This window comes from Billgrantia desiderata (assembly GCF_900108215.1).
Classification (GTDB): domain Bacteria; phylum Pseudomonadota; class Gammaproteobacteria; order Pseudomonadales; family Halomonadaceae; genus Halomonas; species Halomonas desiderata.
This window is the reverse complement of sequence record NZ_FNVC01000001.1, coordinates 51,431-77,790: the sequence shown is the minus strand read 5'-3', so window position 1 is coordinate 77,790 and position 26,360 is coordinate 51,431. Positions and strand designations below refer to the sequence as shown.

At 64.0% G+C, this 26,360-nt stretch carries 28 protein-coding genes; 8 read left to right on the top strand and 20 right to left on the bottom strand.

The features are described 5' to 3' along the window. Positions 1 to 110 precede the first annotated feature (110 nt). Both amaB and amaA read left to right on the top strand, forming a co-directional pair. Positions 111 to 1,604: an L-piperidine-6-carboxylate dehydrogenase gene (gene amaB / locus C4S71_RS00410; protein WP_103967823.1), complete on the top strand. Its 1,494-nt coding sequence runs from the start codon at positions 111 to 113 to the stop codon at positions 1,602 to 1,604. A gap of 73 nt (positions 1,605 to 1,677) precedes the next feature. Next, on the top strand, positions 1,678 to 2,958 hold the full coding sequence (gene amaA / locus C4S71_RS00405) for an L-pipecolate oxidase (RefSeq protein ID WP_103967822.1): 1,281 nt from the start codon (positions 1,678 to 1,680) through the stop codon (positions 2,956 to 2,958). Between the two features lie 5 nt (positions 2,959 to 2,963). Here amaA and C4S71_RS00400 read toward each other — a convergent pair whose 3' ends face one another. Beyond that, positions 2,964 to 3,452 (bottom strand): Lrp/AsnC family transcriptional regulator, encoded by a 489-nt coding sequence (locus C4S71_RS00400; protein WP_086509628.1) that lies wholly within the window; start codon positions 3,450 to 3,452, stop codon positions 2,964 to 2,966. A gap of 299 nt (positions 3,453 to 3,751) precedes the next feature. Between C4S71_RS00400 and nhaC the strand changes: the two genes are divergently transcribed. Further along, positions 3,752 to 5,275, top strand: a complete 1,524-nt coding sequence (gene nhaC / locus C4S71_RS00395) for a Na+/H+ antiporter NhaC (protein ID WP_086509627.1) — start codon at positions 3,752 to 3,754, stop codon at positions 5,273 to 5,275. A gap of 66 nt (positions 5,276 to 5,341) precedes the next feature. On the opposite strand, the gene C4S71_RS00390 is transcribed toward nhaC, so the two are convergent. Further along, complete coding sequence (locus tag C4S71_RS00390) at positions 5,342 to 6,262, bottom strand: LysR family transcriptional regulator (RefSeq protein WP_086509626.1); 921 nt, start codon at positions 6,260 to 6,262, stop codon at positions 5,342 to 5,344. A 171-nt stretch (positions 6,263 to 6,433) separates the two neighbouring features. On the opposite strand from C4S71_RS00390, the gene aptA reads away from it, so the two are divergent. Beyond that, positions 6,434 to 7,774: an omega-aminotransferase AptA gene (gene aptA, locus C4S71_RS00385; protein ID WP_103967821.1), complete on the top strand. Its 1,341-nt coding sequence runs from the start codon at positions 6,434 to 6,436 to the stop codon at positions 7,772 to 7,774. Positions 7,775 to 7,882: 108 nt separating this feature from the next. Here aptA and C4S71_RS00380 read toward each other — a convergent pair whose 3' ends face one another. The 4 genes from C4S71_RS00380 to C4S71_RS00365 all read right to left on the bottom strand — a co-directional run bounded on the left by C4S71_RS00380 (position 7,883) and on the right by C4S71_RS00365 (position 10,805). Further along, complete coding sequence (locus tag C4S71_RS00380; protein ID WP_086509624.1) at positions 7,883 to 8,461, bottom strand: hypoxanthine-guanine phosphoribosyltransferase; 579 nt, start codon at positions 8,459 to 8,461, stop codon at positions 7,883 to 7,885. Between the two features lie 40 nt (positions 8,462 to 8,501). Continuing rightward, positions 8,502 to 9,515, bottom strand: a complete 1,014-nt coding sequence (gene nagZ, locus C4S71_RS00375) for a beta-N-acetylhexosaminidase (RefSeq protein WP_103967820.1) — start codon at positions 9,513 to 9,515, stop codon at positions 8,502 to 8,504. 101 nt (positions 9,516 to 9,616) lie between these two features. Then, positions 9,617 to 10,135 (bottom strand): L,D-transpeptidase, encoded by a 519-nt coding sequence (locus tag C4S71_RS00370; protein WP_086509622.1) that lies wholly within the window; start codon positions 10,133 to 10,135, stop codon positions 9,617 to 9,619. A 1-nt stretch (position 10,136) separates the two neighbouring features. Beyond that, entirely contained in the window at positions 10,137 to 10,805 is a 669-nt protein-coding gene (locus C4S71_RS00365; protein ID WP_103967819.1) for a TetR/AcrR family transcriptional regulator, read from the bottom strand. 196 nt (positions 10,806 to 11,001) lie between these two features. Here C4S71_RS00365 and lexA point away from each other — a divergent pair, with 196 nt between their 5' ends. Further along, positions 11,002 to 11,649 (top strand): transcriptional repressor LexA, encoded by a 648-nt coding sequence (gene lexA, locus C4S71_RS00360; RefSeq protein WP_086509620.1) that lies wholly within the window; start codon positions 11,002 to 11,004, stop codon positions 11,647 to 11,649. A 142-nt stretch (positions 11,650 to 11,791) separates the two neighbouring features. After that, positions 11,792 to 12,841: a DNA polymerase IV gene (gene dinB, locus C4S71_RS00355; protein WP_086509619.1), complete on the top strand. Its 1,050-nt coding sequence runs from the start codon at positions 11,792 to 11,794 to the stop codon at positions 12,839 to 12,841. 32 nt (positions 12,842 to 12,873) lie between these two features. Here the strand turns inward: dinB and C4S71_RS00350 are convergent, their stop codons facing one another. Then, positions 12,874 to 13,545, bottom strand: coding sequence for an energy-coupling factor ABC transporter permease (locus tag C4S71_RS00350; RefSeq protein ID WP_086509618.1), 672 nt, complete (start codon positions 13,543 to 13,545; stop codon positions 12,874 to 12,876). Between the two features lie 19 nt (positions 13,546 to 13,564). Next, on the bottom strand, positions 13,565 to 14,419 hold the full coding sequence (gene purU, locus C4S71_RS00345; RefSeq protein WP_103968078.1) for a formyltetrahydrofolate deformylase: 855 nt from the start codon (positions 14,417 to 14,419) through the stop codon (positions 13,565 to 13,567). 241 nt (positions 14,420 to 14,660) lie between these two features. Here purU and C4S71_RS00340 point away from each other — a divergent pair, with 241 nt between their 5' ends. After that, entirely contained in the window at positions 14,661 to 16,244 is a 1,584-nt protein-coding gene (locus C4S71_RS00340) for a ribonuclease J (RefSeq protein ID WP_103967818.1), read from the top strand. Positions 16,245 to 16,372: 128 nt separating this feature from the next. Here the strand turns inward: C4S71_RS00340 and C4S71_RS00335 are convergent, their stop codons facing one another. The 6 genes from C4S71_RS00335 to mobA form a co-directional block, all read right to left on the bottom strand. Beyond that, complete coding sequence (locus C4S71_RS00335) at positions 16,373 to 16,663, bottom strand: H-NS family histone-like protein (protein ID WP_086509616.1); 291 nt, start codon at positions 16,661 to 16,663, stop codon at positions 16,373 to 16,375. A 153-nt stretch (positions 16,664 to 16,816) separates the two neighbouring features. After that, complete coding sequence (gene moaA / locus C4S71_RS00330) at positions 16,817 to 17,809, bottom strand: GTP 3',8-cyclase MoaA (RefSeq protein ID WP_086509615.1); 993 nt, start codon at positions 17,807 to 17,809, stop codon at positions 16,817 to 16,819. A gap of 4 nt (positions 17,810 to 17,813) precedes the next feature. Then, on the bottom strand, positions 17,814 to 18,281 hold the full coding sequence (gene moaE, locus C4S71_RS00325) for a molybdopterin synthase catalytic subunit MoaE (protein WP_103967817.1): 468 nt from the start codon (positions 18,279 to 18,281) through the stop codon (positions 17,814 to 17,816). Between the two features lie 4 nt (positions 18,282 to 18,285). Beyond that, positions 18,286 to 19,095: a cyclic pyranopterin monophosphate synthase MoaC gene (gene moaC / locus C4S71_RS00320; protein WP_103967816.1), complete on the bottom strand. Its 810-nt coding sequence runs from the start codon at positions 19,093 to 19,095 to the stop codon at positions 18,286 to 18,288. Between the two features lie 45 nt (positions 19,096 to 19,140). Next, a complete protein-coding gene (gene mobB / locus C4S71_RS00315; RefSeq protein WP_086509639.1) occupies positions 19,141 to 19,722 on the bottom strand; it encodes a molybdopterin-guanine dinucleotide biosynthesis protein B in 582 nt (193 codons plus the stop codon). Between the two features lie 5 nt (positions 19,723 to 19,727). Then, positions 19,728 to 20,351: a molybdenum cofactor guanylyltransferase MobA gene (mobA, locus tag C4S71_RS00310; protein ID WP_103967815.1), complete on the bottom strand. Its 624-nt coding sequence runs from the start codon at positions 20,349 to 20,351 to the stop codon at positions 19,728 to 19,730. A gap of 139 nt (positions 20,352 to 20,490) precedes the next feature. On the opposite strand from mobA, the gene C4S71_RS00305 reads away from it, so the two are divergent. Further along, positions 20,491 to 21,072, top strand: coding sequence for a cupin domain-containing protein (locus C4S71_RS00305; protein WP_103967814.1), 582 nt, complete (start codon positions 20,491 to 20,493; stop codon positions 21,070 to 21,072). Positions 21,073 to 21,075: 3 nt separating this feature from the next. On the opposite strand, the gene C4S71_RS00300 is transcribed toward C4S71_RS00305, so the two are convergent. The 6 genes from C4S71_RS00300 to C4S71_RS00275 all read right to left on the bottom strand — a co-directional run bounded on the left by C4S71_RS00300 (position 21,076) and on the right by C4S71_RS00275 (position 26,226). Next, entirely contained in the window at positions 21,076 to 22,317 is a 1,242-nt protein-coding gene (locus C4S71_RS00300) for a uracil-xanthine permease family protein (RefSeq protein WP_103967813.1), read from the bottom strand. A gap of 118 nt (positions 22,318 to 22,435) precedes the next feature. After that, on the bottom strand, positions 22,436 to 23,065 hold the full coding sequence (gene upp, locus C4S71_RS00295; RefSeq protein ID WP_010628316.1) for a uracil phosphoribosyltransferase: 630 nt from the start codon (positions 23,063 to 23,065) through the stop codon (positions 22,436 to 22,438). A 111-nt stretch (positions 23,066 to 23,176) separates the two neighbouring features. Next, positions 23,177 to 23,860 (bottom strand): uracil-DNA glycosylase, encoded by a 684-nt coding sequence (ung, locus tag C4S71_RS00290; RefSeq protein WP_103967812.1) that lies wholly within the window; start codon positions 23,858 to 23,860, stop codon positions 23,177 to 23,179. Between the two features lie 21 nt (positions 23,861 to 23,881). Further along, positions 23,882 to 24,361: a xanthine phosphoribosyltransferase gene (gene gpt / locus C4S71_RS00285; RefSeq protein WP_086509608.1), complete on the bottom strand. Its 480-nt coding sequence runs from the start codon at positions 24,359 to 24,361 to the stop codon at positions 23,882 to 23,884. A 4-nt stretch (positions 24,362 to 24,365) separates the two neighbouring features. Then, complete coding sequence (locus tag C4S71_RS00280) at positions 24,366 to 24,911, bottom strand: adenine phosphoribosyltransferase (protein WP_086509607.1); 546 nt, start codon at positions 24,909 to 24,911, stop codon at positions 24,366 to 24,368. A 22-nt stretch (positions 24,912 to 24,933) separates the two neighbouring features. Next, a complete protein-coding gene (locus C4S71_RS00275) occupies positions 24,934 to 26,226 on the bottom strand; it encodes an NCS2 family permease (RefSeq protein ID WP_086509638.1) in 1,293 nt (430 codons plus the stop codon). Positions 26,227 to 26,360 lie beyond the last annotated feature (134 nt).

Here is a 26,360-nt window from a genome sequence, read left to right as displayed (position 1 = left end):
GGTATGAAATTAAGGAATGATGTGTGTCGTAATCGTCGCTTGTTGCCGCTCGACAGCTGTAGCAATACTGGGTGCCATGACATTCTCGCATGATAACGATAGGAGAAAGAATGATCGACTCCCTGATGCAGCGCCTCGGCGTGGCGCTCGAGCAGTACCGGAACGGCGATATCGCGGTCGTCACCCCCATCGACGGTAGCGAGATCGGTCGGGTTCGAACGGCCACCCCGGCAGAGGTCGACACGGCCATCGCCAACGCGCAACGCGCTTTCGAAGCCTGGCGCCAGGTACCCGCCCCGCGTCGCGGCGAACTGGTGCGCCTGTTCGGCGATCAGCTGCGCCGCCACAAGGAGGACCTGAGCGCAGTGGTCACCTGGGAGTGCGGCAAGATCCTCCAGGAAGGGCTCGGTGAAGTGCAGGAGATGATCGACATCTGCGATCTCGCCGTTGGCCAGTCCCGTCAGCTCTATGGCCTGACCATCGCCTCCGAGCGCCCCGGGCACCACATGCGCGAGAGCTGGCACCCGCTCGGCCCGGTCGGATTGATCACCGCCTTCAATTTTCCCGTCGCCCCCTGGGCCTGGAATGCGGCACTGGCCCTGGTGTGCGGCGACAGCCTGCTGTGGAAGCCCTCCGAGAAGACCCCTCTCACCGCCCTGGCCTGTCAGGCATTGCTCGAGCGCGCCATGGCCGAGTTCGGCGATGACGCGCCCCAGCACCTCAGCCAAGTGATCATCGGCGAGCGTGCCGCGGGCGAGCAGTTGACCGACGACCCCAGGGTTCCGCTGATCAGCGCCACCGGCAGCACGCGCATGGGCCGCGAAGTGGGTCCGCGGGTGGCCGCTCGCTTCGGTCGCAGCATCCTCGAACTGGGAGGCAACAATGCCATGATCCTGACGCCCAGCGCCGATCTGGACATGGCCGTGCGCGCCATCCTCTTCTCGGCGGTGGGCACCGCCGGCCAGCGCTGCACCACGCTGCGCCGTCTGATCGTGCATCGCTCCATCCAGGCAGAGGTCGTCGCCCGGCTCAAGCAGAGCTATGCCGGCATCAGCATCGGCGACCCGCTTGCCGGCAACCTGATCGGCCCGCTGATCGACCGCCAGGCCTTCGACACCATGCAGACGGTGCTGACCCAGGCCCGCGAGCAGGGTGCCGAGGTATTCGGCGGCCAGCGCCAGCTCGCCGAACGCTATCCCGAGGGCTACTACGTGGCACCGGCCATCGTCGAGATCGCAGGTCAGAACGACCTGGTACGCCACGAAACCTTCGCGCCGATCCTCTACGTGATCGGCTACGGGACCCTCGACGAGGCCATCGCGCTCAACAACGACGTGCCCCAGGGCCTCTCCTCCTGCATCTTCACCACCGACGTGCGCGAGGCGGAAACCTTCGTCTCCGCGGTGGGCAGCGACTGCGGTATCGCCAACGTCAACATCGGCCCCAGCGGCGCCGAGATCGGCGGTGCCTTCGGCGGCGAGAAGGAGACCGGCGGCGGTCGCGAATCGGGCTCCGACGTATGGAAGAGCTACATGCGCCGCCAGACCAACACCGTCAACTACTCCAGAGAGCTGCCGCTCGCCCAGGGCATCAAGTTCGACTGATCGGCAGGGCACCCTCGGCCTCGGCGCAGCGGTTTGCCGAGGCCTTCCCCACCCTCCACGTACGGGAGGCACAATGAAGGAACGCTGTCTCTGGCACGACACCTCTCCGGAGCCGCCCCTGGCGCTGACCATGCTGCAGGGCGAACACCGCACCGATGTGCTGGTGATCGGTGGTGGAATCACCGGTCTCAGCACTGCTCTGCACCTGGCCGAGGCTGGCGTCGACGTGACCCTGATCGAAGCGGGCGACGTTCCCAGCGGCGCGTCGGGACGCAACGTCGGGCTCGTCAATGCGGGGATGTGGATACCGCCGGATGATATCCGTGAGGTGCTGGGCGAGGAGATCGGCGAGCGCGCCAACACGATTCTCGGCGGTGCGCCTGCGGTCGTCTTCTCGCTGATCGAGCGGCACGGCATCGCCTGCCAGGCGACCCGTACCGGCACCCTTCACCTGGCACACAACGGTAAAGGCGAGCAGGAACTGGCGCGGCGAGCGGAGCAGTTGCAACGACGCGGTGCCCCCGTGGAACTGCTCGAGGCAGCGGCCTGCCAGGAACACCTGGGCACCCGGCGCATCCACCGCGCCCTGCTCGACCACCGTGCCGGCACCCTGAACCCCAGCGCCTACACCCGCGGCCTGGCACGTGCCGCCAAGGCGGCCGGCGCACGCCTGCACACCCATAGCGCCGCCACCGGCGTCGCACGGGCGGGAGACGGCTGGCGGGTCACCACCGCTCACGGCAGCGTCCAGGCCCAGCGCCTGGTGCTTGCCACCAATGCCTACACCGAGGATCGCTGGAACGAGGTCCGCCGCCATTTCTTCGTCGGCCACTTCTACCAAGTCGCCTCCCGGCCGCTATCCGGCGAGGCTGCCGATGAAATCCTGCCGGGGCATCAGGGCGCCTGGGATACCCGCATGGTGCTGAGCAGCATCCGCCGCGATGCAGAAGGCCGGCTGATTCTCGGAAGCCTCGGCAAGGGAGAAGGCAAGCCCGCCGCCTTCCTGCGCTGCTGGGCCAACCGCATCCAGCGTCACTATTTTCCCCAGTTGGGCAGCGTCGAGTGGGAATGCAGTTGGACGGGACGCATCGGCTTCACGCCCGATCACACGCTGCGTCTCTTCGAACTCGCCCCGGGCGTGCTGGGCGTTTCGGGCTACAACGGTCGCGGCATCACCACCGGCACCGTAGTGGGCAAGGGGTTTGCCCGATACCTGATCAGCGGCGAAGACGACGCCCTGCCCCTGCCGATTCGCACACCCCGGCCGATACGGGCCAGAGCGTTACGCAGCTCCGGCTACGAAAGCGGCTTCACGCTCTACCACACGGGGCAATGCCTGAGAGTGCTGAGTTGAGAAGCTTACGGCTGGAAGTAGTTATCGATGGGAACCGGCACCGTCACTTCGTCTTTCACCAGCTCCATCACCACGAAGGAGTGCGTTTGATGGACATTCGGCAACCGACCGATCTGCTGGACCAGCACGGCCCGGTAATGGGAGATATCGTGAGTTCTCACCTTGAGCATGTAGTCGAAGTTTCCCGCCACCATGTAGCAGCCCTGCACTTCGGGGATGAGACGCACGGCCTCGTTGAAACGATCCAGGGCGTCTTCGCTGGTCTTTTCCATCGTCACCAGTACTACCAGCACGTGGCCCGCCCCCAGTTGCTCAGGATCGAGGTCGGCACGGTAACCACGAATGATACCGGCCTGCTCGAGCCGGCGTACCCGCTGAGCGCAAGGCGTCTTGGTCAGATTGACCCGGCTGGCGAGTTCCACGATGGAAAGACGCCCGTTCTCCTGCAGCTGGTTCAGGATACGGCGATCTATGCGGTCCAGTTTGTTAGCCATATTGCCTACCAATATTTATTTTTAAGGACAAAGGTAAAACAATTTAGCGTTATTTGGAGCCAATTCCTATCAAGATTGGCCAACAATTAGGCCTGAAGGACGGTACTCATGACAACAAGCGACAACGACCCGAGGAGGTGAGCCCAAGACGACTCCAGGAGCGAACCCAGTGATCGGCCCTGCCGCCTGCCCATGGCGATGAGGGTTGGGAAGCTGCGTAATGCTTATCGATTAAGTCGTGCTTATCGATAAATAAGCAAACCAAGAACAACGCACATTTGTCCCAAGGTAAAGTTAATATGAAAAGTTCAACGCCTATCCAGTATCAGCAGCCAAGTCTGCCGCTGGCGCTGACTCCCGTCGTCCTGACACTGCTGGTATTGGCAGTGCAGCTGTTCTATTTCGGCGACTTCACGCCCCATATTCCCCTGGCGATCGGCCTGGCCATCACGGCGCTGGTGGGGGTCAAGCTCGGCTTCCGCTGGAAGCAGATCGAGGAGGGAATCTTCCACGTCATACACGTGTCGCTGCCCTCCGTCTCGGTACTGATCTGCGTCGGCATGATCATCGGCGTATGGATCGCCAGCGGCACGGTGCCAACCCTGATCTACTACGGCCTGACGATCCTCTCGCCGACCATCTTCCTGGCCGCGGCCATGCTGCTATGCTCGATCGTGTCGCTGGCGCTGGGTACCTCCTGGGGCACCGTCGGCACGGTGGGCCTGGCCCTGATGGGCATCGGCGCCGGCTTCGACATCCCGATGTACTGGACCGCCGGCGCGGTAGTCTCCGGCGCATTCTTCGGCGACAAGGTCTCGCCGCTGTCGGACACCACCAATCTCGCCCCGGCGGTCACCGGTACGGACGTCTTCTCCCACATCAAGAACATGATGCCGACCACCATTCCGGCAATGCTGATCGCCTTCGCCATCTATCTCGGTGCCGGTTTCGCCCTGATCGACGACAACTCCGCCTCCTTCGAGCGGATCGAGGCCATTACATCGGCACTGCAGGCGAACTTCACCATCTCCGCCTGGCTGCTGCTGCCGGCGGTACTGGTCATCGTGCTCGCGGTCAAGCGCATGCCACCCATCCCGTCGCTGTTCGCTGGCGCCCTGGCCGGTGCGGTCACTGCGATGCTCGTGCAGGGAGTCGGTGTGCATGACGTGCTGACCTATGCCAACAGCGGTTACTCGATCGATACCGGCATCGCCGCCATGGACAGCCTGCTCAACCGCGGCGGCATCCAGTCGATGATGTGGACCATCTCGCTGGTGCTCATCGCGCTGGGCTTCGGCGGCGCGCTGGAGAAGACCGGCTGCCTGGAGGCGATCATCCGCGCCATCATGACCAAGGTGCGTAGCTTCGCCGGACTGCAGACCTCGGCCGTGCTGACCTCGGTTTCCACCAACCTGGTCGCCGGCGACCCCTACCTCTCGATCGCCCTGCCCGGCCGCATGTATGCCCCCACCTATCGCGGCATGGGCTATTCGACCCTGAACCTGTCGCGCGCCATCGAGGAAGGCGGCACGCTCATTTCGCCCCTGATTCCATGGAATGCCGGCGGCGCCTTCGTGATCAGCGCCCTGGCACTCGGCATTGCCGACGGCAACGTCGAGAACCTGCTGTACATCCCGCTGGCCTTCGCCTGCTGGCTCTCTCCCGTCATCGGCCTGATCTACGCCCAGACCGGGATGTTCTCACCGCGCGCCAGCGTAGAAGAGCGCCAGCTGTGGGAGGAACAGGGCGAGGCCATCGCCACCGATCTCGGCGCCGCTGGCGAGGCTTCCGTAAGCGCCACCCCGGCGACGCGAACCGGCTGACCCCGCTGCTCTGATCCCAGGCAGGTCACATCACCCCCCCAGCAGGCTTGGCCTGCTGGGGGGGGTTCATTCGCCGATCATGCGCTGCAGCTCTTCGAGATAGGTCTCCAGCACCGGGTTGGGCGGAGCCCCCTTGCGGGTAATGGCGCTGTAGTGGGTGAGGTAGTGCCAGCGTTCCGGATTCAGCGCGCGCATCCGGCCGCCGGCCACCCAACGCTCGGCGTAGTGGGTCGGCAGGTAGCCGATATAACGGTCGGAGAGAATCAGAAAGGCGATACCCTCCCGGTCGGTTGCCGAGGCCGAAGCCCTGAGCGGTTCATGCAGCGCCTTGACTTCCGGCGTCTGGGCGTAGGCCGGCACCACCGCGTCGCACTCGCCGAGATGCTGCTCGGTCACCTCATCCACCTCGAACAGAGGATGGCCCGAGGCGCAGTACAGCTGCGAGGTTTCTGCATAGAGCAAGAGGTAGTGCAAGCCGGGAAGAGTCTTCAGCGCCGGTATCACACCGGTATGCAGGCGACCGTCGAGCACCGCCAGCTCGATCTCGTTGGGCGGAATCATCCGAATGTTGATGCGCACTTCCGGCCCACGCTCCTTGAGTGCGCTCAGAGCGTTGGTGATATGCATCTGCGGCATGGTCACCAGATTGTCGGTAATACCGATGTTCAGCTCGCCCTTGAGCCAGGCATGCAGGCCGTTGACCCGGGTGCGGAACCCTTCCACGGCGGCCAGCAGTTGCAGGGTCGCCTGGTAGACTTCCGCGCCGTCGTCGGTCAGCGCGAAACCGCTGCGACCGCGCTGACACAGGCGTAGCCCGAGGCGCGTCTCGAGATCGTTCATTGCCATGCTGATGGCAGCACGGCTGATGTTCAGCTCCACCTCGGCAGCGGAGAAACCGCCGCACTCGACCACCTTGCGATAGATCTTCAGCAGGCGTAGATCGGCATCGCCGGGCTGGGCCGAAAGGGCTTCCTTACGGCGCGACATGGCCTGATCCCTCGTTCAAGACTCTCGGCTACGAGGATATGCCCACTCATGCATAAAGTTAAGCCATGGCTTACGTGAACTTAAAAATATCTGGATTTAACTTATCTTCATCTCGACCTAGCCTGCAACTGAAAGGCCGACGACCACGGCCATGCCAACAGAGGTGCTCAGATGTCAGTTCATCAATCGCTGCACGGCGGCCTGAGCCAGGAGCAACTGGACGCCTACTGGATGCCCTATACCGGCAATCGCCAGTTCAAGCGCGATCCACGCATCATCGTGGGCGCCGAGGGCAGCTACTTCACCGACGCCGACGGCCGGCGCATTTTCGACGGCCTCTCGGGACTGTGGACCTGCGGTGCCGGCCACTGCCGCCCGGAGATCACCGAGGCCGTGACGCGCCAGCTCCAGCAGCTGGATTATTCACCGGCGTTCCAGTTCGGCCATCCCAAGGCCTTCGAGCTGGCCCACCGGATTCGCGGACTGATGCCCCAGGGGCTCGATCACGTGTTCTACACCGGCTCCGGCTCGGAGAGTGCCGACACGGCGCTGAAGATCGCCCGCGCCTACTGGCGCAAGAAGGGCAAGCCGACCAAGACCAAGCTGATCGGCCGCGCCAAGGGCTATCACGGGGTCAACTTCGGCGGCATCAGTCTGGGCGGCATCGGCGCCAACCGTGTGCTGTTCGGCCAGGGTATCGACGCCGACCACCTGCCCCATACCCTGCTTGCCGAGAACGCCTTCACCAAGGGCATGCCCGAGCGCGGCGCCGAGAAGGCCGAGGAACTGCTGGAGCTGATCGCCTTGCACGACGCCTCGAACATCGCCGCGGTGATCGTCGAGCCGCTGGCCGGCTCGGCCGGGGTGATTCCGCCGCCCAAGGGCTACCTGCAGCGGCTGCGCGAGATATGCGATCAGCACGACATCCTGCTGATCTTCGACGAGGTCATCACCGGCTTCGGCCGCATGGGTTCCATGACCGGCGCCGAGGAGTTCGGCGTGGTGCCGGATATCCTCAACGTGGCCAAGCAGTTGACCAATGGCGCGGTGCCCATGGGCGCGGTGATCGTGCAGGGCGAGATCTATCACACCTTCATGGAGCACGGCGGCCCGGACTACATGCTCGAACTGCCCCACGGCTACACCTACTCCGGCCACCCGGTGGCCTGTGCCGCGGCGCTGGCCGCACTCGACGTGCTCGAGAACGACCGCCTGATCCAACGCGTGCGCGAGATGAGCCCGGTCTTCGAGGAGGCCCTGCATGGGCTCAAGGGTACCCGCTATATCAGCGACATCCGCAACTACGGCCTTGCCGGGGCGCTGCAGATCGAGCCCTATCCCGGCGAGCCGGCCCGCCGCCCCTTCGAGATCGCCATGAAGTGCTGGAACAAGGGCTTCTACGTGCGCTACGGCGGCGACACCATCCAGCTCGGCCTGCCCTTCATCGTCGAGCGCGACGAGATCGACCGCCTGGTCAACGCGCTGGGCGAGGCCATCGGCGAACTGGACTGAACGCCGCGTTGAGCGAAAAGCAAAGCAACGAGCCAGGCGTTAACCGCCTGGCTCGTTCAGTCGTAGCAACCCATTCCGTTAGTGCAAGGCTGCACGAATCGAGAGCTCTTAGAGACCTTTGGGCGCAAAGATCCCCGGCGCATTGCGCCAATAGCCCTTGTAATCCATGCCGAAGCCGAATACGTAGCGATCGACCACTTCGAGGCTGCAGTAGTCGGCCTTGAGGCCCGGCACTGCCTTGCGGTCGTGACGCTTGTCCACCAGTACGGCGGTGGAGATGCTCGCCGCGCCGGCCTCCTGGCAATAGTCGAGAATGGCGGCCAGGGTCGCGCCCTCGTCGAGGATGTCGTCGACGATCACCACATGGCGGCCGGCCATGGGGATCTCCGGCGACACTCGCCAGAACAGCTCGCCGCCGCGAATGCCGCCGCGGTAGCGGGTGGCATGCAGGTAGTCGACTTCCAGCGGGAAGCCAAGCCGAGTGAGCAGGTGCCCCGTGGTGATCAGGCCACCGTTCATCACGCAGTAGAAGACCGGCAGCTTGTCGCCCAGATCGGCCGTGATCTGCTCGGCCATGCGATCCAGCGCGCGCTCGACCTCCTCATGGCTGATCAGACAGTCGGCGTTGTCCATGACGTCGCGCATGGTGGCCAGGGATTGATGAAAGTCGGCTTCGAGTTTGGGCATGTATGACTCATTTCAACGCAGGTAAACGGGAAGAGAAGACTTACAGCGAGGCCATGGCCTCGAGACGGGCATGCACCCGGCGCCAGCGACCCAGCGCTTCCAATGCATCGATGTCGGGACGTGCACGACCGTAGCGCAGCCGCGAGCCCAGCCGTACGCTGCGTCCCTGGCAGGCATCCAGCGCTTCGAGCGCGGCGGCGCGGTCGTTGCAGACCAGCACCATGTCGCAGCCGGCGTCCAGCGCAGCCAAGGCGCGCTCGCCAGGCGAGCCGGCAAAACCGGCGCCTGCCATGCCGAGGTCGTCGGAGAAGATGGTGCCCTTGAAGCCCAGCGACTCGCGCAGCAGACCCAGCCAGCTCGCCGAAAAGCCCGCCGGGCGCGCATCGAAAGCGGAGTAGACGACGTGCGCCGGCATCACACCGTCGAGTCGTCCAGCCAGTTCGGCGAAGGGAATCAGATCGTGTTGACGCAGCTGTTCCAGCGGACGGTCGTCGACGGGCAGCTCCAGGTGGGAATCGGCCGCCACGCTGCCGTGGCCGGGAAAATGCTTGCCCACCGCTGCCATGCCGGCTTCGTGCAGGCCGCCAATGAAGGCCCCCGCCATGGCCGCCACGGCATGGGGGTCGGAAGAGAAGCTGCGATCGCCAATCACTGTGGAGATGCCGCTATCGACATCGAGTACCGGGGCGAAGCTGAGGTCGAGTCCGCAGGCGGCCATCTCCATGCCCAGCAGCCAGCCGGCATCGAGACACAGGCGCAGCGTCACCTCGGGGTTCGCCGCGTAGTCACGACCGATCTTGCCCATGGCGGGCAGACGCGTCACGCCGTCACGCAGGCGCTGAACGCGCCCCCCTTCCTGATCGATGGCCAGCAGCAGTCCGGGGCGTACGCTGCGAATGGCATTGCACAGCTCGCGCACCTGTCGCGCATGTTCGACGTTGCGCGCGAACAGAATGACACCACCGACCTCCTGGCGCATGAGTAGTTCGCGCTCTTCGCTACGCAGCTCGGTCCCTTCCAGGTCGAGCATCACCGGACCTAGGGTCTGGGTCATGAGCGGAGTCCTTTGGCCATGAAAGGGAGCTGATTCTAGACGAAAGCCGTGCCTGGCGACAGCCACCCCCTAGCACGATCCGGCGCAGCTCGATCCGCGCTCTATTCGTGGAGCCAGACCGGCGTTCCCGGCGGCGCCAGCGCGAAGACCTCGAGCAGATCCGCATCGCGCATGCGGATGCAGCCGTGCGAACGCGGCACCCCCATCGGCTGATCGGGCGGCGTACCATGCAGGTAAATGTAGCGTCTTTGGGAGTCGACGGCGCCCCCGCGGTTGAACCCCCGCTCGAGCCCGCACAGCCAGAGGATTCGCGTCAGTATCCAATCGCGCTCCGGATGGGCCTCGGCCAGCGATTGACTGAACGTCTCACCGGTATGGCGTCGTCCGCGAAACACGCTACCGGGCGGCAAGCCGTCGCCGATGGCGGCCCGCACGTAATGCCAGCCGAGCGGCGTACGGCCGCTGCCTTCACGTTGGCCGGTGCCGGCAAGTCCGGTGGAGACGGACCACTCCCCCTGCCGTTGCTCACCCTGCCAGTGCACGAGACACTGGCGGCCGATGTCGACCTCGAGCCACGCCCCTTCACTGGGTGGCAACGCATCGAGCCTCGGCGTTCGCATCTCAGCTCGCCTTGGCCGGCTGCACGGCGGGCGGCGGCGGCAGAGGCGCATTCATGGCAGCCACCACGACCGGCCGCAGGCGGCGGATCAGGTCGCGTACCGACACGTGCTCGTGGTAGTCCTTCTCGGCAATGTCTCGCAGTGCGTCGAGACCGGAGAGCGTGAAGATCACCGTGCCCAGCACGAAGTGCAGGCGCCAGAAGCGTTCGGCATCGGGCAGTTCGGGCGTGGCGCGACGCACCAGGTCGGTGAAACGGGTGAAGACGCTGCCGTACTCCTCCTGGATGTACCGCCGCAGATGCCCCTGGGCCTGGCTGTAGGCCAACCCCAGCAGCTTCATGAATACCTTGAGGCTATGTTTTTCCGCCGGCACCTCGAGTACGGTACGCGCCATGGTCTCGAGCAGCTCTTCCAACGGGATGACGCCCCCGGCATGTTGCGCCTCGAGTTCATCGAGGGCGTGATGGAAACGCACCGTGAAAGGATCGAGATAGCGGGAGAATACCGCCTGAATCAGCGCCTTCTTGGAGCCGAAGTGATAGTTCACCGCCGCCAGATTGACGCGCGCCTTGCTGGTAATGGTGCGCAGTGAGGTCTCGGCAAAGCCGCGTTCGGCAAAAAGCACCTCGGCGGTATCGAGAATGCGCGTGACGGTATCGGTCTGGGCCATGATCAATTTCCGCTGGAAACGCCTGTTTTAAACATTACAAAAGTCTACGTCATTCGCTGCCTTCACACAATGCATAGCGTTGCCTCAGCGTTTTAAACGGCACTGTGAAACGCTGCCTAATGAACTTCACTTTTACTGGATAGACTTCCATGCTGTATACTTGCACAATAGAGCAAGACAGCCATCGGAGTTCGCCATGAGCCGCCCTCTCACCTCGCGCCAGCAGAACGTGTACGACTTCATCGTCAAGACCATGCAAGAGCTCGGCTACCCCCCCACTCGGGCCGAGATCGCCCGGGCCCTGGGTTTCCGCTCGCCGAATGCCGCCGAAGAGCACCTGCGTGCGCTGGAGCGCAAGGGCGTGATCCGGGTGATACGCGGCACTTCGCGCGGCATACGCCTGCCGGCTCAGGAGAACGATACCGCCGCTCTGGAGCCCAGCAGCGAGGGATTGCCGGTGATCGGTGAGGTCGCCGCCGGCAGCCCGATCCTCGCCGCCGAGCATATCGACCGCTACTGCCCGCTGCCGCCGGACTACTTCACGCCCCGCGCCGACTACCTGCTCAAGGTTCGCGGCCTGTCGATGAAGGATATCGGCATCCTCGAAGGCGACCTGCTGGCGGTCCATCGCACCGAGCGTGTGCGCGACGGCCAGATCGTGGTGGCACGCCTCGAAGACGAGGTGACAGTCAAGCGCTTTCATCGCCAGGGGCACCGCGTCGTGCTGGAAGCGGAGAATCCCGAGTTCGCTCCCATCGAGGTCGACCTGCGCCATCAGGAACTCGAGATCGAGGGGATTGGGGTGGGGGTCATACGCGGCGGCAACGGCCAAGCCTTGGGTTGATCGCTTCCTGAACTCGACCATACGGCGTTGGAGCTCTCCTCGGAATGCTCATTGACTACAACAGTCAACTCCGCTTCCTCGTCGAGCTCCGCCTAGTCTGGTCATCGCTCAGAAAGCGCTCCAGCTGAGCGGAACGACACTGATGAGTCGCAAGATTCTGCATGCCGACTGCGACTGCTTCTATGCCGCAGTGGAGATGCGCGACAACCCGGCGCTGCGTGAGGTGCCGCTGGCCATCGGCGGCAGCGCCGAGGGTCGCGGGGTGATCGCCACCTGCAACTATCCGGCGCGGGCCTATGGCATCCGCTCTGCCATGCCGACTGCCAGGGCTCTGCGCCTGTGCCCCCACCTGACCCTGCTCAAGGGTGACTTCGATCGCTACCGCGAAGCCTCGCAGCAGCTGCTGGCCATCTTCCACGAGCTGACTCCGCTGGTGGAACCGCTCTCGCTGGACGAGGCCTTCCTTGATGTTACCGACGTCACCCGCTTTTCTGGCAGCGCCACCTGGATGGCGCGCTGGTTGAAGGAGGAGTGCTTCAAACGCGTCGGGATCACCGTCTCGGTGGGCGCGGCCCCAGCGAAATTTCTGGCCAAGATCGCCAGCGACTGGGAGAAGCCGGACGGCCTCACCGTCATCGCCCCGGACCAGGTAGACGAGTTCCTGCGCCAGTTGCCCGTGACCAAGCTGCACGGGGTCGGCCCGGCCACGGCCAAGCGTCTCGAGACGCTCGAGATCGTCACCTGCGAAGATCTGCAGCAGGTTCCGCTGGAACGCCTGCTGCAGGAGTTCGGCAAGTTCGGTCGCCGACTGTTCGAACTGTCGCGGGGCATCGACGAGCGGCCGGTGCGTATCGAGCGCGAGCGCAAGTCGGTGAGCGTGGAGACCACCTTTGCCAGCGATCTGCCCGATCTGGCCCAGTGCTACGAACAGTTGATCCCGCTCTGCGAGCGGCTGGAGGCGCGTCTGGCTCGCCACGGCCACCCGCCCGTGTCGGGCGCCTTCGTGAAGGTACGCTTCGACGACTTTTCTTTGACCACGCTGGACTCCCGCGGCGCTTCACCCAGCGCGGAGACCTTCGCCTCGCTGATGGAACAGGCCTGGGCCAGACAACGGCGACCGGTGCGCCTGCTCGGCGTGGGCGTGAGGCTGGTGTCGGACGATGCCAGGCGCCAGCTCAGCCTGCCCTTCTGATCCCTCTTCGCATGCCACTCACTGCCGCCCGATCACTTGGTATCGATATAGCGGTGGCTGTCGAAGGTAGCCACCCAATGGGGGTGATAGACCATCAGGATGCTGAGCAGCATGCCGGTGATGAAGGCTTCAGACGGCATCAGCAGTGGCAGGAACAGTGCATATTCCCTGGCCAGGTACACGGCCTCGGGATCCACCGCCCCCAGCATGACCAGCCCCAGCCCAGCGAGCCCCGCTCCCAGCGCTGCCAGCGCCGCGCCGAAGAAGCCGCACACGAATACGAAAACGAACAGATTATCGGGCAGATAGCGATCCACGATGCGCCATATCGACACCGTGATCACGACGGGGATCACCCCGGTGATCAGCACGTTGACGCCCAGCAGGGGCCAGGCGACCTTGCCCAACAGCACCAGGGAGAGGTTGGCGATCAGATTGGTCATGAGAGCCAAAGGCGCCTTGAAGATCAGGGTCAGCAAAGCCGTGAGCATCAAGTGCAGACTCAGCCAGTCCACCGACTGCGCCCTGAGCTGCCACATCAGCACGACCGCCAGGCTGGCCGCCAGCCAGCGGTGCTGCAGGGCACGGTCGCTCAGCAGCGCCTGCCAGGAGTGGTGCACCACCGACAGCCCCAGCACCGACATGGATACCGCCCCGCAGGCGAGCAGTATCCATGTCGGCAGTATCAGTTCGGATATGGTCATGCCGAACCCCCGTTCGGATTCAGGCGAAGACGACCGTCTTGTTGCCGTGAATCAGTACCCGATCTTCCAGATGCCAGCGCAGCCCGCGGGCCAATACCGCCTTCTCCACGTCGCGGCCGAAACGCACCAGGTCCTGCGGCGTATGGCAGTGACTCACCCGGTGTATGTCCTGTTCGATGATCGGCCCGGCATCCAGTTCCTCGGTGACATAGTGGCAGGTGGCGCCGATCAGCTTCACCCCCCGTGAGTGGGCCTGATGATAGGGACGCGCGCCGGCAAAGGAGGGCAGGAAGCTGTGATGGATGTTGATCACCCGACCGGCATAGCGTTGGCAAAGCCGCGGCGGCAGTATCTGCATGTAGCGGGCCAGCACCACGACGTCGGCTTTCAGAGCTTCGACCCGGCGCTCCACTTCGGCAAAGGCCGCGTCCTTGTCGTCGGCCTGCACCGGAACGTGGAAATACGGCAACTCGTGCCACTCCACCAGGCCGCGCATGTCGTCGTGATTGGAGATGACACCGACGATATCGCCATCGAGCTCCCCCGCCGTCCAACGATAGAGTAGATCCACCAGACAGTGGGACTCTCGCGAGACCATGATCACCACCCTGGGGCGACGGCGAGTGTCGCGCAGGGCCCACTCCATGTCGAACTCACGGGCGACCGGATCGAAGGCTTCGGTCAACTCGCTTGCGCTCATGCCGATGGAATCGGCGAGAATTTCGTAGCGCATGAAGAAACGTCCGGCCTCCAGATCGGAGTGCTGGCTCGCCTCGGTGATGGAGCCCCCATGGCCTGCAATGAACCCGGATACGCGGGCCACGATGCCGCGACGGTCGGGACAGGAGACGACGAGTCGATAATAGTGAGACATGAAAAACCCGCTGCAGAACGGAATCAGGAAGCCGGCATTGTAGCGAAATCGCCATATCACGACACGCCCAACCGCTGCCGCCCGCGGGCATCGCATTGTGAAGGGTCGCGACGATCCCGTATAGTGAAGACTCAATTGCCTGGTCCCTGTCTTGCCGATGCCTTCTACCCGCGTCACCATTCGCCCCCGCCGCCGCTGCCCGCTTCACTTCCTGCCACTGGGGGGCTGTGGTGAGATCGGCATGAACATGACGCTTTACGGGTACGAGGATGCATGGATAGCGGTCGATTGCGGCATGATGATCCGTCAGGATCTGCCCGACTCACCGTTGCAGGTTCCCAGCCTGGAAACGCCCGAGGCCCTTGGCATTCGCCCTCAGGCGCTGCTCATCACCCACGGCCATGAAGACCACATCGGTGCCGTCGCCTGGCTGTGGCCCAAATGGCAATGCCCGATTCATGCCACCCCGCTGGCGGCCGGCCTGCTACGCGCCAAATTCCATGAGCGCGGCCTGGCCGTCGATGCCATTCAGGTAATCGAGCCGGGCGAGGCCCTGGAAAGCGGCCCATTCACCCTGCGCTATCTGCCCTTGACCCACTCGATACCGGAGAGCTGTGCGCTGCTGATCGTCGCCGGCGATTACCGGGTGCTGCATACCGGCGATTGGAAACTCGACCCCGAGCCGCTCATCGGCCCGCCAATCAAAGGAGCGACCTTTCGCGCCCTGGCGCCGCTCGACCTGCTGGTGGGCGACTCGACCAATGCCCCCATGCCGGGCCACTCGCGTAGCGAAGGCGAGGTCGCCAGAGCCCTGGAGCAGCGCCTGGCCCAGTGCACGGGACGGGTCGTGGTGACCTGCTTTGCCAGCAACCTGGCTCGCGTGCTGGCCGTGGCCAGAGCCGCCGAGCGCTGTGGGCGCCGGGTGAGTCTGATGGGTCGCGCCATGGAGCGCATGGTAGCCGTGGCCCGGGGGCTGGGTTACCTGGAAGACATGCCGGCGCTGGTTCCGGTCAGTGATCTGGGTTATCTGCCAGCCGAAGAGGTTCTGGTGATCGCCACCGGCAGCCAGGGGGAACCGCGAGCGGCATTGAGCCGCCTCGCCCACCGCCGGCACCACAGCTTCGAGCTGATGGCAGGCGACACCGTGCTGTTCTCGGCCAAGGCGATTCCCGGCAACGAGTATCAGATCGAGCGCCTCAAACACGCACTCAAACGCCTCGACGTGACGATCTGGGACGAATTCAACCATCCGGAACTGCACGCCTCCGGCCACCCGGCCCAGGACGAGCTGCGTACCTTCTACGGTTGGGTAAGGCCGCATCATCTGCTGCCGGTGCACGGCGAACGTCGTCACCAGCAGGCCCATCAGGAGCTGGCGCACTCGATGGGCATCCAGGCGCCCCTCTTGCCGGTCAATGGCGATCTGATCCGGCTGGATGCGGATGGCTTGCACGTCGACTCTCGCCATCCGCAAAGCCCCTGCATCGTCAGCCAGAACGCCGTCGCTCCCCTGCCCGGTCTTGCCGCGGAACAGGGTTCCTCGCGCCACGGCATCCTCTACCTGGCGCTTTCCGTGGCCTACACGGGCACGGGCTGGACCCGCATTGGCAGGCTGATGATGGATGCCCACCGCGTCAGTGCCATGGACGAGGACAGTTTCACCGAATGGCTGGACGAAAGGCTGGAAGAGATCGATGTGTCGACGCTGGCCGAACTACGCTCAGCCCTGCAGCCGCAGATCACCTATTGGCTGGGCCAACATCTGCGTCAGTTACCCGACATTCATCTCCAGCTCTTGGCCGTAGAGGCACCGGCCTTTCGCTGACGACTGGCACTGACCGCTGCATGATGCCGAAGAGATTGGCTTGAAGTATCGCGCAGCGGAAGGGAGCCAAGGCCCCCGCCTTGCCCCCTTCCGAGGTACTGCAAGCAGACGATTCGTTCCCTGCCGGGTCACGAACCGCTGGCATTCTTGGGTGGCCGACCGCGCCGACGGCGTGGCTGTTCACCCACGAGATCTTCCACGGAGAGACCAGCATCGTTCATGGCCTCACGGATCTCAGCCAGTTTTCTTTCCTTGTCCGCTTCTTCCTGTTTGCGGAGCTTCTCTTCCTCATTTTTCTGTTCGATGACCTCGCCGATAACATCGGAGAGCTTGTGCAGCTGCTCCATGCTCAACTGGCGAGCCGCGGCCCGAGCCACGTTCTTGTTACGGGCGATGCGCTCCAAGGTTTCGCTGGACATTGGCCTCCTCCATGCAAGAAAACGACGAGTCAGCCGTAAAGGCCCACTCGTCGAAAGTATATGCCGATTTGCCATTTTGGCAAGAAAAGGCCCAACCAACGATGCACGGAATAGCGTCAAAGAGTTCCGGCTTATGTTGGCATCTTCCCTCTCTTATCCCCCCGTCATGTTCATGAAGCGAACGATCTGAACATCGCCATCGGTGGTGAAATGGTGGCGCTCGGGCTTGAGAGGAAGTGCCTTGACGATGGCATGCTTGAGGGCATCGAGATCCCCCGGGTGCTGGCGAAGTACGGCACGCAGATCGACAGAATGCTCGTTGCCAAGGCAGAGCAGAAGCCGCCCTTCCGCCGTCACACGAACCCGATTGCAGCTGGAGCAGAAGTTGTGGCTATGAGGGGAAATGAAGCCGATACGGCTGTCGCTGTCGCTCATGCGGAAGTAACGCGAAGGGCCCAGCGTCGACTCGGTGGTCGGAATCAGCTCGTGACGCTGCTCTATCGCCGCCTTCACCTCATCACTGGAGCAAAAGGTCTCGGCCCGCGAATGGTCGGAGACGTCGCCGAGAGGCATCTCCTCGATGAAGCTCAAGTCGACTCGCTGGGCGCGGGCGAACTCGACGAGATCGAGCACTTCGTCGTCGTTGCGTCCCTTCAGAATCACGGCATTGAGCTTGATGCGCGTAAAGCCCGCTTCGCGCGCGGCGTGCAAGCCCTCCAGCACGCGAGACAAATCACCGGTACGGGTCAGCTTGCGAAAGCGCTCGGGATCCAGGGTATCGAGGCTGATGTTGAGCCTGCCCAGCCCCGCTTCACGCAGGCGGCGCGCATGTTTGACCAGCCCTGCCCCATTGGTGGTCATGGCCAGATCGCGCAGCCCAGGCAACGCACTCGTTGCCTCGATGAGCTGATCGATGCCGCGCCGCACCAGGGGTTCGCCGCCGGTCAGCCGAATCTTCTCGACCCCCATCTCGACGAATGCCCGCGCCACCAGACTCAACTCTTCCAGCGTCAATATCTGCGCCCGAGGAAGGAACGTCATCTCCTCACTCATGCAGTAGACGCAGCGGAAATCGCAGCGATCCGTCACGGAGATTCGCACGTAGCGAACACGCCTGCCGAAGTCGTCGATCAACTCGGCAGGCAATGTCTCAGGGGATTTCGTCATTCTCGCTCTCCCAGCGGCTGGCATCACGGTAATCCGACTCACGCTCGGCAACCCAGTAGTCACCCGTGATGCTGTGTTCCTTTTTCCAGAAAGGGGCTCGCGTCTTGAGATAGTCCATGATGAAGTCGCAGGCTTCGAAAGCGGCACGTCGATGTGCACTGGCGACCACCACCAGTACGATAGGGTCTCCCGGCGTCAGTCGTCCAACCCGGTGGATGACCCGCACCCCCTGCAGCGGCCAGCGAGCTTCGGCCTGCGTCACGATCTCGCCCAGCGCCGCCTCGGTCATGCCCGGATAATGCTCGAGCGTCAGTGCCGTGACATCGGGCCGCTCGTTGAAGTCGCGCACCAGTCCGGTGAAGCTCACCACGGCGCCGATGTCGGAGCGCCCGGCAAGCAGCTGCTGCTGTTCATCGCCCGCATCGAAAGGCGCGTCCTGAACCCGAATCATCGCCTCAGCCTCCCGTCACCGGCGGAAAGAACGCCACTTCATCGTCGTTGGTGATGGGAGTCGCGTCCAGCGCCATGACCTGATTGACCGCACACAGCACACGTCCTTCGCTGAGACGGGCAAAGCGGGAGTCGCGCTTCACCAGCGCGCTCTTCAGGCCGCCGACGTCGGTACTCGGCAGGCTGTCCAGCGGCAGGGTGACATCGCTGATGCCCAGTCGCTCACGCAGTTCGGCCAGGAACTTCACCCGCACGCAGGGCGAGTCGATGTCGCAACGGCTGCCCACCGAGACCTGCCCGGCTGCACCCTCGCCCGTTACGATGGGAGCCGTTGCCGGTACTACTTGGCGGCGGTAGTCGCCCGACTTGCCGCCCTGTTTGGCATCCAGGTGGATGGCGCCGATCTCCATGTCCTTATCGACCGCCTTGCACATGTCGTAGAGCGTCAGACAGGCCACCGAGACGGCCGTCAGCGCCTCCATTTCCACACCGGTGCGACCATTGAGCCGACAGGTGGCGACGACCTCGACGCGGCTGTTCTGCTCGTCCAGGTGAAAATCCACCGACACCTTGGAGAGCGGCAAGGCGTGGCAGAGCGGGATCAGCTCGTGGGTGCGCTTGGCCGCCTGAATGCCGGCGATACGCGCCGTGGCCAGCACGTCCCCTTTGGGGAGCCCACCCTCGCTCAGCAGCGCCAGGGTCTCGGGCTTCATCTGGATATGACCTGAAGCGGTCGCCTCACGGCGGCTTTCCGGTTTGTCGGCAACGTCGACCATATGGGCCTCGCCGCGCGTATTGAGATGGGTCAGACTCATGGGTTGCAGCCTCGGGATCAATTGTCTGGTCAAGTTAAGCGGTCGTCAGCGAGCGATATCGCGAGGCACGCACTCGGCCGGCCAGCGTGCCGGCCAGGCCGCCACCCAGGCGGCAATGGCATTCAGGTCGTCGAGGTCGAGCCATTCGACCCCCGGCGGAACCTCCACTCGGGGCTGGCTCGCCACGGCCTTTATCCATGGGTCTTCGGCCACTCGCAGCGTCTTGCCGACGGCCTCGCGGTAGAGCTCGAGCTTCGGCAAGGGCCAGGCCTTGAAGCCTTCCACCAGCACCAGATCGGGCTGCTGGCTGCGCACGACGTCGATCAGCTGCGCAAGATCGGCCTCCCGATTGTCGGGCGTTTCCATCATCATGGCCCACCTGGCCCGTGACGCAACCAGCATCGGGGCCGCGCCCGCCTGGCGCAGGCGATGGCTGTCCTTGCCCGGCTGGTCGACATCGAATTCATGATGCGCATGCTTGATCACGGCGGTACGCACGCCAAGCGCCGCGAGGCGCGGCAGCAACGCTTCCAGCAAAGTGGTCTTGCCGGTGCCGCTCCAGGCGGCGATACCCAGCAGCGGCAGTTCATCGTCGAAGCCAAGCGCGGCTGGCTGCGTTTGGGACATCAGGGTCAACTCTCCTCGTTCGGGCGCATCTCCAGGCGCCGCTTGTCATCTTCGCTGTTCAGGTTTATGAAGGCGTCCGGACAGTCACTGAAATCGATGGCGGTCCAGGCGTGGCGCTCGACCCAGCGACCGACCTTGCGCTCTCCTGCCTGCAGAGCGGCGTGCAGGTCCTCGGCCAGCGAGCGCTCGAGCAGCATGACCACGGGGTGCAGCCGCTCGCCGTCATGGGCCACGGCGATTCGATGATCGCCGATCCCGGCGACCATTCTCGCCACCAGATCGTCCGGCAGAGCCGGCGTGTCGCAGGGTACCACCAGCACCCAGGGCGTATCGGCAGCGAGCAGGCCGCTGTAGATACCCATCAGCGGCCCCTGGAAGCCCCCCTGGGCATCGGGCACCACCCGCCCGGCCAACTGGCGATAGTCGTCCAGGTGACGGTTGGCACTGATCAGCACTTCGGCCACCCTACCGGCGAATCGCGCCTGCACGTGGCTTACCAGCGCGGCGCCGCGAAACGGCTCGAGCCCCTTGTCTCGCCCGCCCATCCGCCGACCCTCACCGCCGGCCAGGATCAGGCCTGTCACGTCGGTGAGCGGGTTGGGTATCGCGTTTTCTGATCGATCGGTCATACCCCATCATGCCTCAGCCCGCGCGCCGCTTCCACGACGCTGAGCCAAACCCGGACAATGCAATGATCAAGGTCATCTTATCCAAGGCGCAGCTAACGGGTATCATGTGTCAAACAAATCGAACGTTCTGGACCTGACAATGGAAGGATTTGATGTAGGGACACGTCTGCGCGAGTTGCGCAAGGCACGCAAGCTGTCCCAGCGTGAACTGGCCAAGCGAGCCGGTGTCACCAACAGCACCATCTCGCTGATCGAGCAGAACAGCGTCAGCCCGTCGGTGAGCTCGCTGAAGAAGATTCTCGATGCGCTGCCGGTGTCGATCAGCGCGTTCTTCGCCGGCGACGAACCCTCCCCGCCGCAGGCCTTCTACCCCGCCGAGGATCTCACCGAGATCGGCGACGGCCATCTTTCATGGCGGCTGGTGGCGGCGCGTCGGCCGGATCGCAGCATGTCGATCATTCATGAGCGCTACCCGCCCGGAGCGGATACCGGCGCCGACATGCTCGAGCACGACGGCGAGGAGGGCGGCGTGGTGGTGGCCGGCGAGATAGAACTCACCGTAGCCGGCGAGGCTCGCCTGCTGCGCGCAGGCGATGCCTACTACTTCGACTCGCGCCTGCCCCACCGCTTCCGCAACGTCGGCGAGGAAGAGTGCGTGATCGTCAGCGCCAACTCCCCGCCGACCTTTTCCGAGGGCGGCAAGGAGCTGCACCATACCTGAGGATCACTCGTCGTCGGCGGTGGGCAACACCCAGTTGAGGACGATGCCCACCAGCGCGGCCAGGCTCACGCCCTGCAGGGTGAACTGACCGCCCCCGAACTGCATGCCGCCGATACCGAACACCAGAATCAACGACACCACCACCAGGTTGCGCGGCGCGGTAAGGGAATGCCCGGCGCGCACCAGGGTGTTCATGCCGACCACGGCAATGGAGCCGAACAGCAGGGTCATGATGCCGCCCATCACCGGGCCGGGGATGGTCTGCAGCAGTGCGCCCAGCTTGGCCACGAAAGCCAGACCGATGGCGATACAGGCAGCTACCACCATGATCTTGGGGTTGAAGGCACGAGTCAGAGTCACCGCGCCGGTCACTTCGGAATAGGTGGTGTTGGGCGGACCGCCGAACAGCGCCGCGGTGGTGGTCGCCAGACCGTCACCCAGCAAGGTACGGTGCAGACCGGGTTTCTCCAGGTAGTTCTTGCGCGTGACCGAGCCGATGGCCACCATGTCGCCGATATGCTCCACCGCAGGCGCAATGGCCACGGGAATCATGAACAGGATCGCCGCCCAGTGGAAGCTCGGCGCCGTGAACGACGGCATGGCCAGCCAGGCGGCTTCCCGCACCGGCGTGAAGTCGACCACCCCCATCAACAGAGCCATGACGTAGCCGGTGACGATACCGCCCATGATCGGCACCAGCCGCAGCAGGCCGCGGCCGAATACGGCCAGCACCAGGGTCACCAGCAGGCTCGCCATCGACAGCACGATGGCCGCCCCGTAGCCGATATGATCGCTGGTCTCGCCGGTGGCCATGCTGACTGCCACCGGCGCCAGGGCCAGGCCGATCACCATGATCACCGGCCCCACTACCACCGGCGGCAGCAGGCGATGCAACCAGGCCGTGCCCTTCAGGCGTACCGCCTGCGAAATCGCCACGTAGACCAGGCCCGCCGCCATCAGCCCGCCCATGGTGGCCGGCACGCCGAAATTGACCACCGAGCCCTGGATCGGGGCGATGAAGGCGAACGATGATGCCAGGAAGACCGGCACGGTCACCTTGGTCACGCCGTGGAACACCAGGGTACCCACGCCGGCGGTGAACAGCGCCACGCTGGGGTCGAGTCCGGTCAAGAGCGGCACCAGCACCAGCGCGCCGAAAGCGACGAAGAGCATCTGTGCCCCGGTCAGCAGCACCCTGGGCAGGGATTCGGCAGGCGCCTGCGCAGCCGCCACATGTTCGTTCATGGGGTGTTTTCCTTCTTTTGTCGTGTCGTTGAGTCGAAGGCGTCCTGCCCAGAAAAACGCCCCTGGATTGCGATCTCAGGGGCAGCATCTTGCGTTTTTTGCCAATGAACTTAAAAAATCACCTGGTGCCGAAGATCTTGTCCCCTGCGTCGCCGAGACCCGGCACGATATAGCCGTTCTCGTCGAGATGATCATCCACCGCAGCGGTGTAGATCTCTATGTCGGGATAGGCGTCCTGCACCCGTTTGATCCCTTCGGGAGCCGCCACCAGCACGATGACCTTCATCTGCTGGCAGCCGCGGTCCCTCAGCATGTCCAGCGTTGCCACCATGGTGCCGCCGGTCGCCAGCATAGGGTCGATGACGATGGCCATGCGCTCGTCGAGGTCATTGGCAAACTTGGCGAAGTACGGTACCGGCTCCAGCGTCTCTTCATCGCGATACAGCCCCACCACGCTGATCCGGGCGCTGGGGATCAGGTCGGTCACGCCATCCAGCATACCCAGCCCGGCCCGCAGAATCGGTACGATGGTCACCTTCTTGCCCTTCAGCAGCTTCACCGGAATCGGCTTGCCGCTCCAGCCGTCGATGTCCTGCTCTTCCAGCTCGAGATCCTGGGTCGCCTCATAGGTCAGCAGCTTGGCCAGCTCGCCGGCCAGCTCGCGAAAGCTCTTGGTGCTGATGCCGGCTTCGCGCATCAGACCGAGCTTGTGCTGGACCAGCGGATGTTGAATGGCGTGGACGCTCATGACGGACCTCTTGGCGTGGTGTGGAAGTGGCGACCTTCGTCGCATGGACGAGTCGCGCGCATTTTACTCTCATCCTGCCGAGAGTTTAAGGCAGAGCCTGCCGGCCGGCTTTCAGGGCTCTGCCGGCAGCTGCCAATCGATCGGTTCGCGGCCGTTCGCTTGCAGGAAGGCGTTGGCACGGGAAAAGTGCCGGTTGCCGAAGAACCCCCGGTGCGCCGAGAGCGGCGACGGATGCGGCGACTCCAGCACCAGATGCCGCGAGGTGTCGACCAGCGCCTTCTTCTGCCGGGCGTGGCTACCCCACAGCAGGAACACCGAGGGTTCGGCGTGGGCGTTGACCGTCTCGATGGCGCGATCGGTGAAGTGCTCCCAGCCCCTGCCCCGATGCGAGCCGGCGTTGCCCTGCTCCACCGTCAGCGAGGTGTTGAGCAGCAGCACGCCCTGTCGCGCCCAGTGCTCGAGGTTGCCGTGGTCCACCGGCTGGAAGCCGACATCGGCGACCAGCTCCTTGTAGATGTTGACCAGCGAGGGCGGCGCCGGAACCCCCGGGCGAACCGAGAAACACAAGCCATGCGCCTGATTGGGTCCGTGGTACGGGTCCTGCCCCAGGATCACCACCTTGACCCGCTCCAGCGGCGTCAGCTCGAAGGCGCGGAACCAGTTCGAGGAGTGCGGGTAGATCACCTTCCTGGCGGCCTTCTCCGCCGCCAGGAAGTCACGCAGCGTCTGCATGTAGGGAGCCTGGAACTCGCCTCCCAGCCAGCGCTCCCAACTCTCGGGTAATGGACAGCTCATGTTCGCTCGACTCTATGTCGCCTAACGCTTGACCTGGTCGACCAACGGCTCGACGTAGGCCACCCCCATGTCCCAAGGAAACTGAATCCAGCAGTCCTGGGCCACTTCGGTCAGATACTGATCCACCAGCGGGCGCCCTTCGGGCTTGGCATAGACGGTGACGAAGTGCGCCTTGGGCAGCATCTCGCGTACCTTGCGTGCCGTCTTGCCGGTATCGACCAGGTCGTCGACCAGCAGCCAGCCGTCGCCGTCATGATCGACGCCCTTCATGACGTCCAGGCCACCCTGCTCCATGTGCTCGTAGCTGCTGATGCAGACCGTATCGATCAGCCGCACGTTGAGCTCACGGGCAATCAGCGCCGCCGGAATCAACCCGCCACGGGTGATCGCCACGATACCCTTGAAGTCGCGCTCGACCAGACGATGACACAGCTCGCGCACGTCACGGTGGAGTTGGTCCCAGGAGACGGTGAAGTGCTGGTGATAGCGGGCATTGCTCATGGCGTCACTCATCCTCATTGAAGGAGCAGACCGCAAAGACGCCGAAGCCTGCCTCACGGATCCTTGCCGACCCGCCGATCTCGGGCAGATCGATGATGGTGGCGGTTTCCACCACCTGTCCGCCCGAACGGGTGATGAGCTTGGCGGCCGCCAGCATGGTGCCGCCGGTGGCGATCAAGTCGTCCATGATCAGGATCCGATCCCCCTGACGGAATGCATCGGAGTGCAGCTCCACCTCGGCCTGACCGTACTCCAGCGTGTAGGTCTCGCTGATGGTGCGGAACGGCAGCTTGCCCTTCTTGCGTACCGGCACGAAGCTGCAGCCGAGCTCATAGGCGACGGGCGCCCCGATGATGAAGCCGCGTGCGTCGATGGCCGCGATGGCATCCAGCTCCATCTCCTGATAGCGATGCACGAAGCTGTCGATCAGCTTGCGAAAGGCAGAGCTGTTCTGCAGCAGCGGTGTGATATCGCGGAAGTTGACCCCCTGCTGCGGCCAGTCGGGGACGGTTCGGATCACGGACTTGATGTAGTCGCCGTAAATGCTCATCGCGGGTCTCGGTGAGGGAATGTCAGTCTAGGAACAGGAACTTCAATACGAACAGGATCGCCAGCACGACCACCGCCGGATTGAGGTCGCGGAAGCGGCCGGAAAGGGTCTTGATAGCAGCGTAGCTGATGAAGCCCAGCGCGATGCCTTCGGCGATGGAGAAGGTCAGCGGCATGGCCAGTGCGGCGATCAGTACCGGCGCGGCGTCGGTCGGGTCGTCCCAGTTGGCATGGGCCAGGCTGCCGGCCATCAGCACCGCCACATAGAGCAGCGCGCCGGCGGTGGCATAAGCCGGGATGGAACCCGCCAGCGGCGCGAAGAACAGGCTGATCAGGAACAGCCCGGCCACGACGACCGCCGTCAGGCCGGTGCGCCCACCTGCGGCGATACCGGCGGTGGACTCGATGTAGCTGGTCGTGGTCGAGGTACCCAGCACCGCACCGGCCATGGAGGCGCTACTGTCGGAGATCATGGCACGATTCAGACGCGGCAGTTTGCCGTCCTTGTCGAGCAGACCGCCCTTGTGCGCCACGCCCACCAGGGTGCCGGAGGTGTCGAACAGATCGACGAACAGGAAGGCGAAGATGACGCTGAGCATGGCCACGTCGAGGGCGCCCATGAGATCCATGGCCATGAAGGTCGGCGCAATGGAGGGCGGCATCGACATCAGGCCACCGTATTGGTTGTGGCCCAGGATCATGGCCAGCACCGTCACCCCGAGAATACCGATCATCACGGCGCCGGTGATCTTCAGATAGGCCATGGCGGTAATGGCGAAGAAGCCCAGCAGCGCGTAGATGGCAGCCGGTTGGGAAAGATCTCCGAGTGCCACGTAGGTGGCCGGATTGGACACTACGATGCCGGCATTTTTCAGTGCGATCATGGCCAGGAAGAGGCCGATACCCGCGGCAATACCGAGGCGCAGGGAGAGCGGAATGGAATGAATGATCCACTCGCGCACCTTGAAGATGCTGAGCAGCAGGAAACAGAAGCCGGACAGGAACACTGCTCCCAGCGCCGCTTCCCAGCTGTAGCCCATGCCCAGCACGACACCGTAGGTGAAGAAGGCGTTGAGCCCCATGCCCGGCGCCTGGGCGATGGGATAGTTGGCCCACAGCCCCATGACCAGACAGCCGACGGCGGCCGCCAGACAGGTGGCGACGAACACCGCGCCATAGTCCATGCCGGTTTCGGAAAGAATGCTGGGGTTGACGAAGATGATGTAGGCCATGGTCAGGAAGGTGGTGACCCCGGCAATGACCTCTGTCTTCACGCTGGTGTTGTGTTCCGTCAGCTTGAAGTGTCTATCGAGCATGTTCTTCATTTTTGGCATTCCTGCGCACGAGTGCTTGTTTAGCAACCAGGGGGCGAGAAAAGCCGCACATGGTACCCAAAGCCCCCTTTAGATGCGAGGCCGAGATTGCTTACCTTGTGCGGCACGATTCGCTC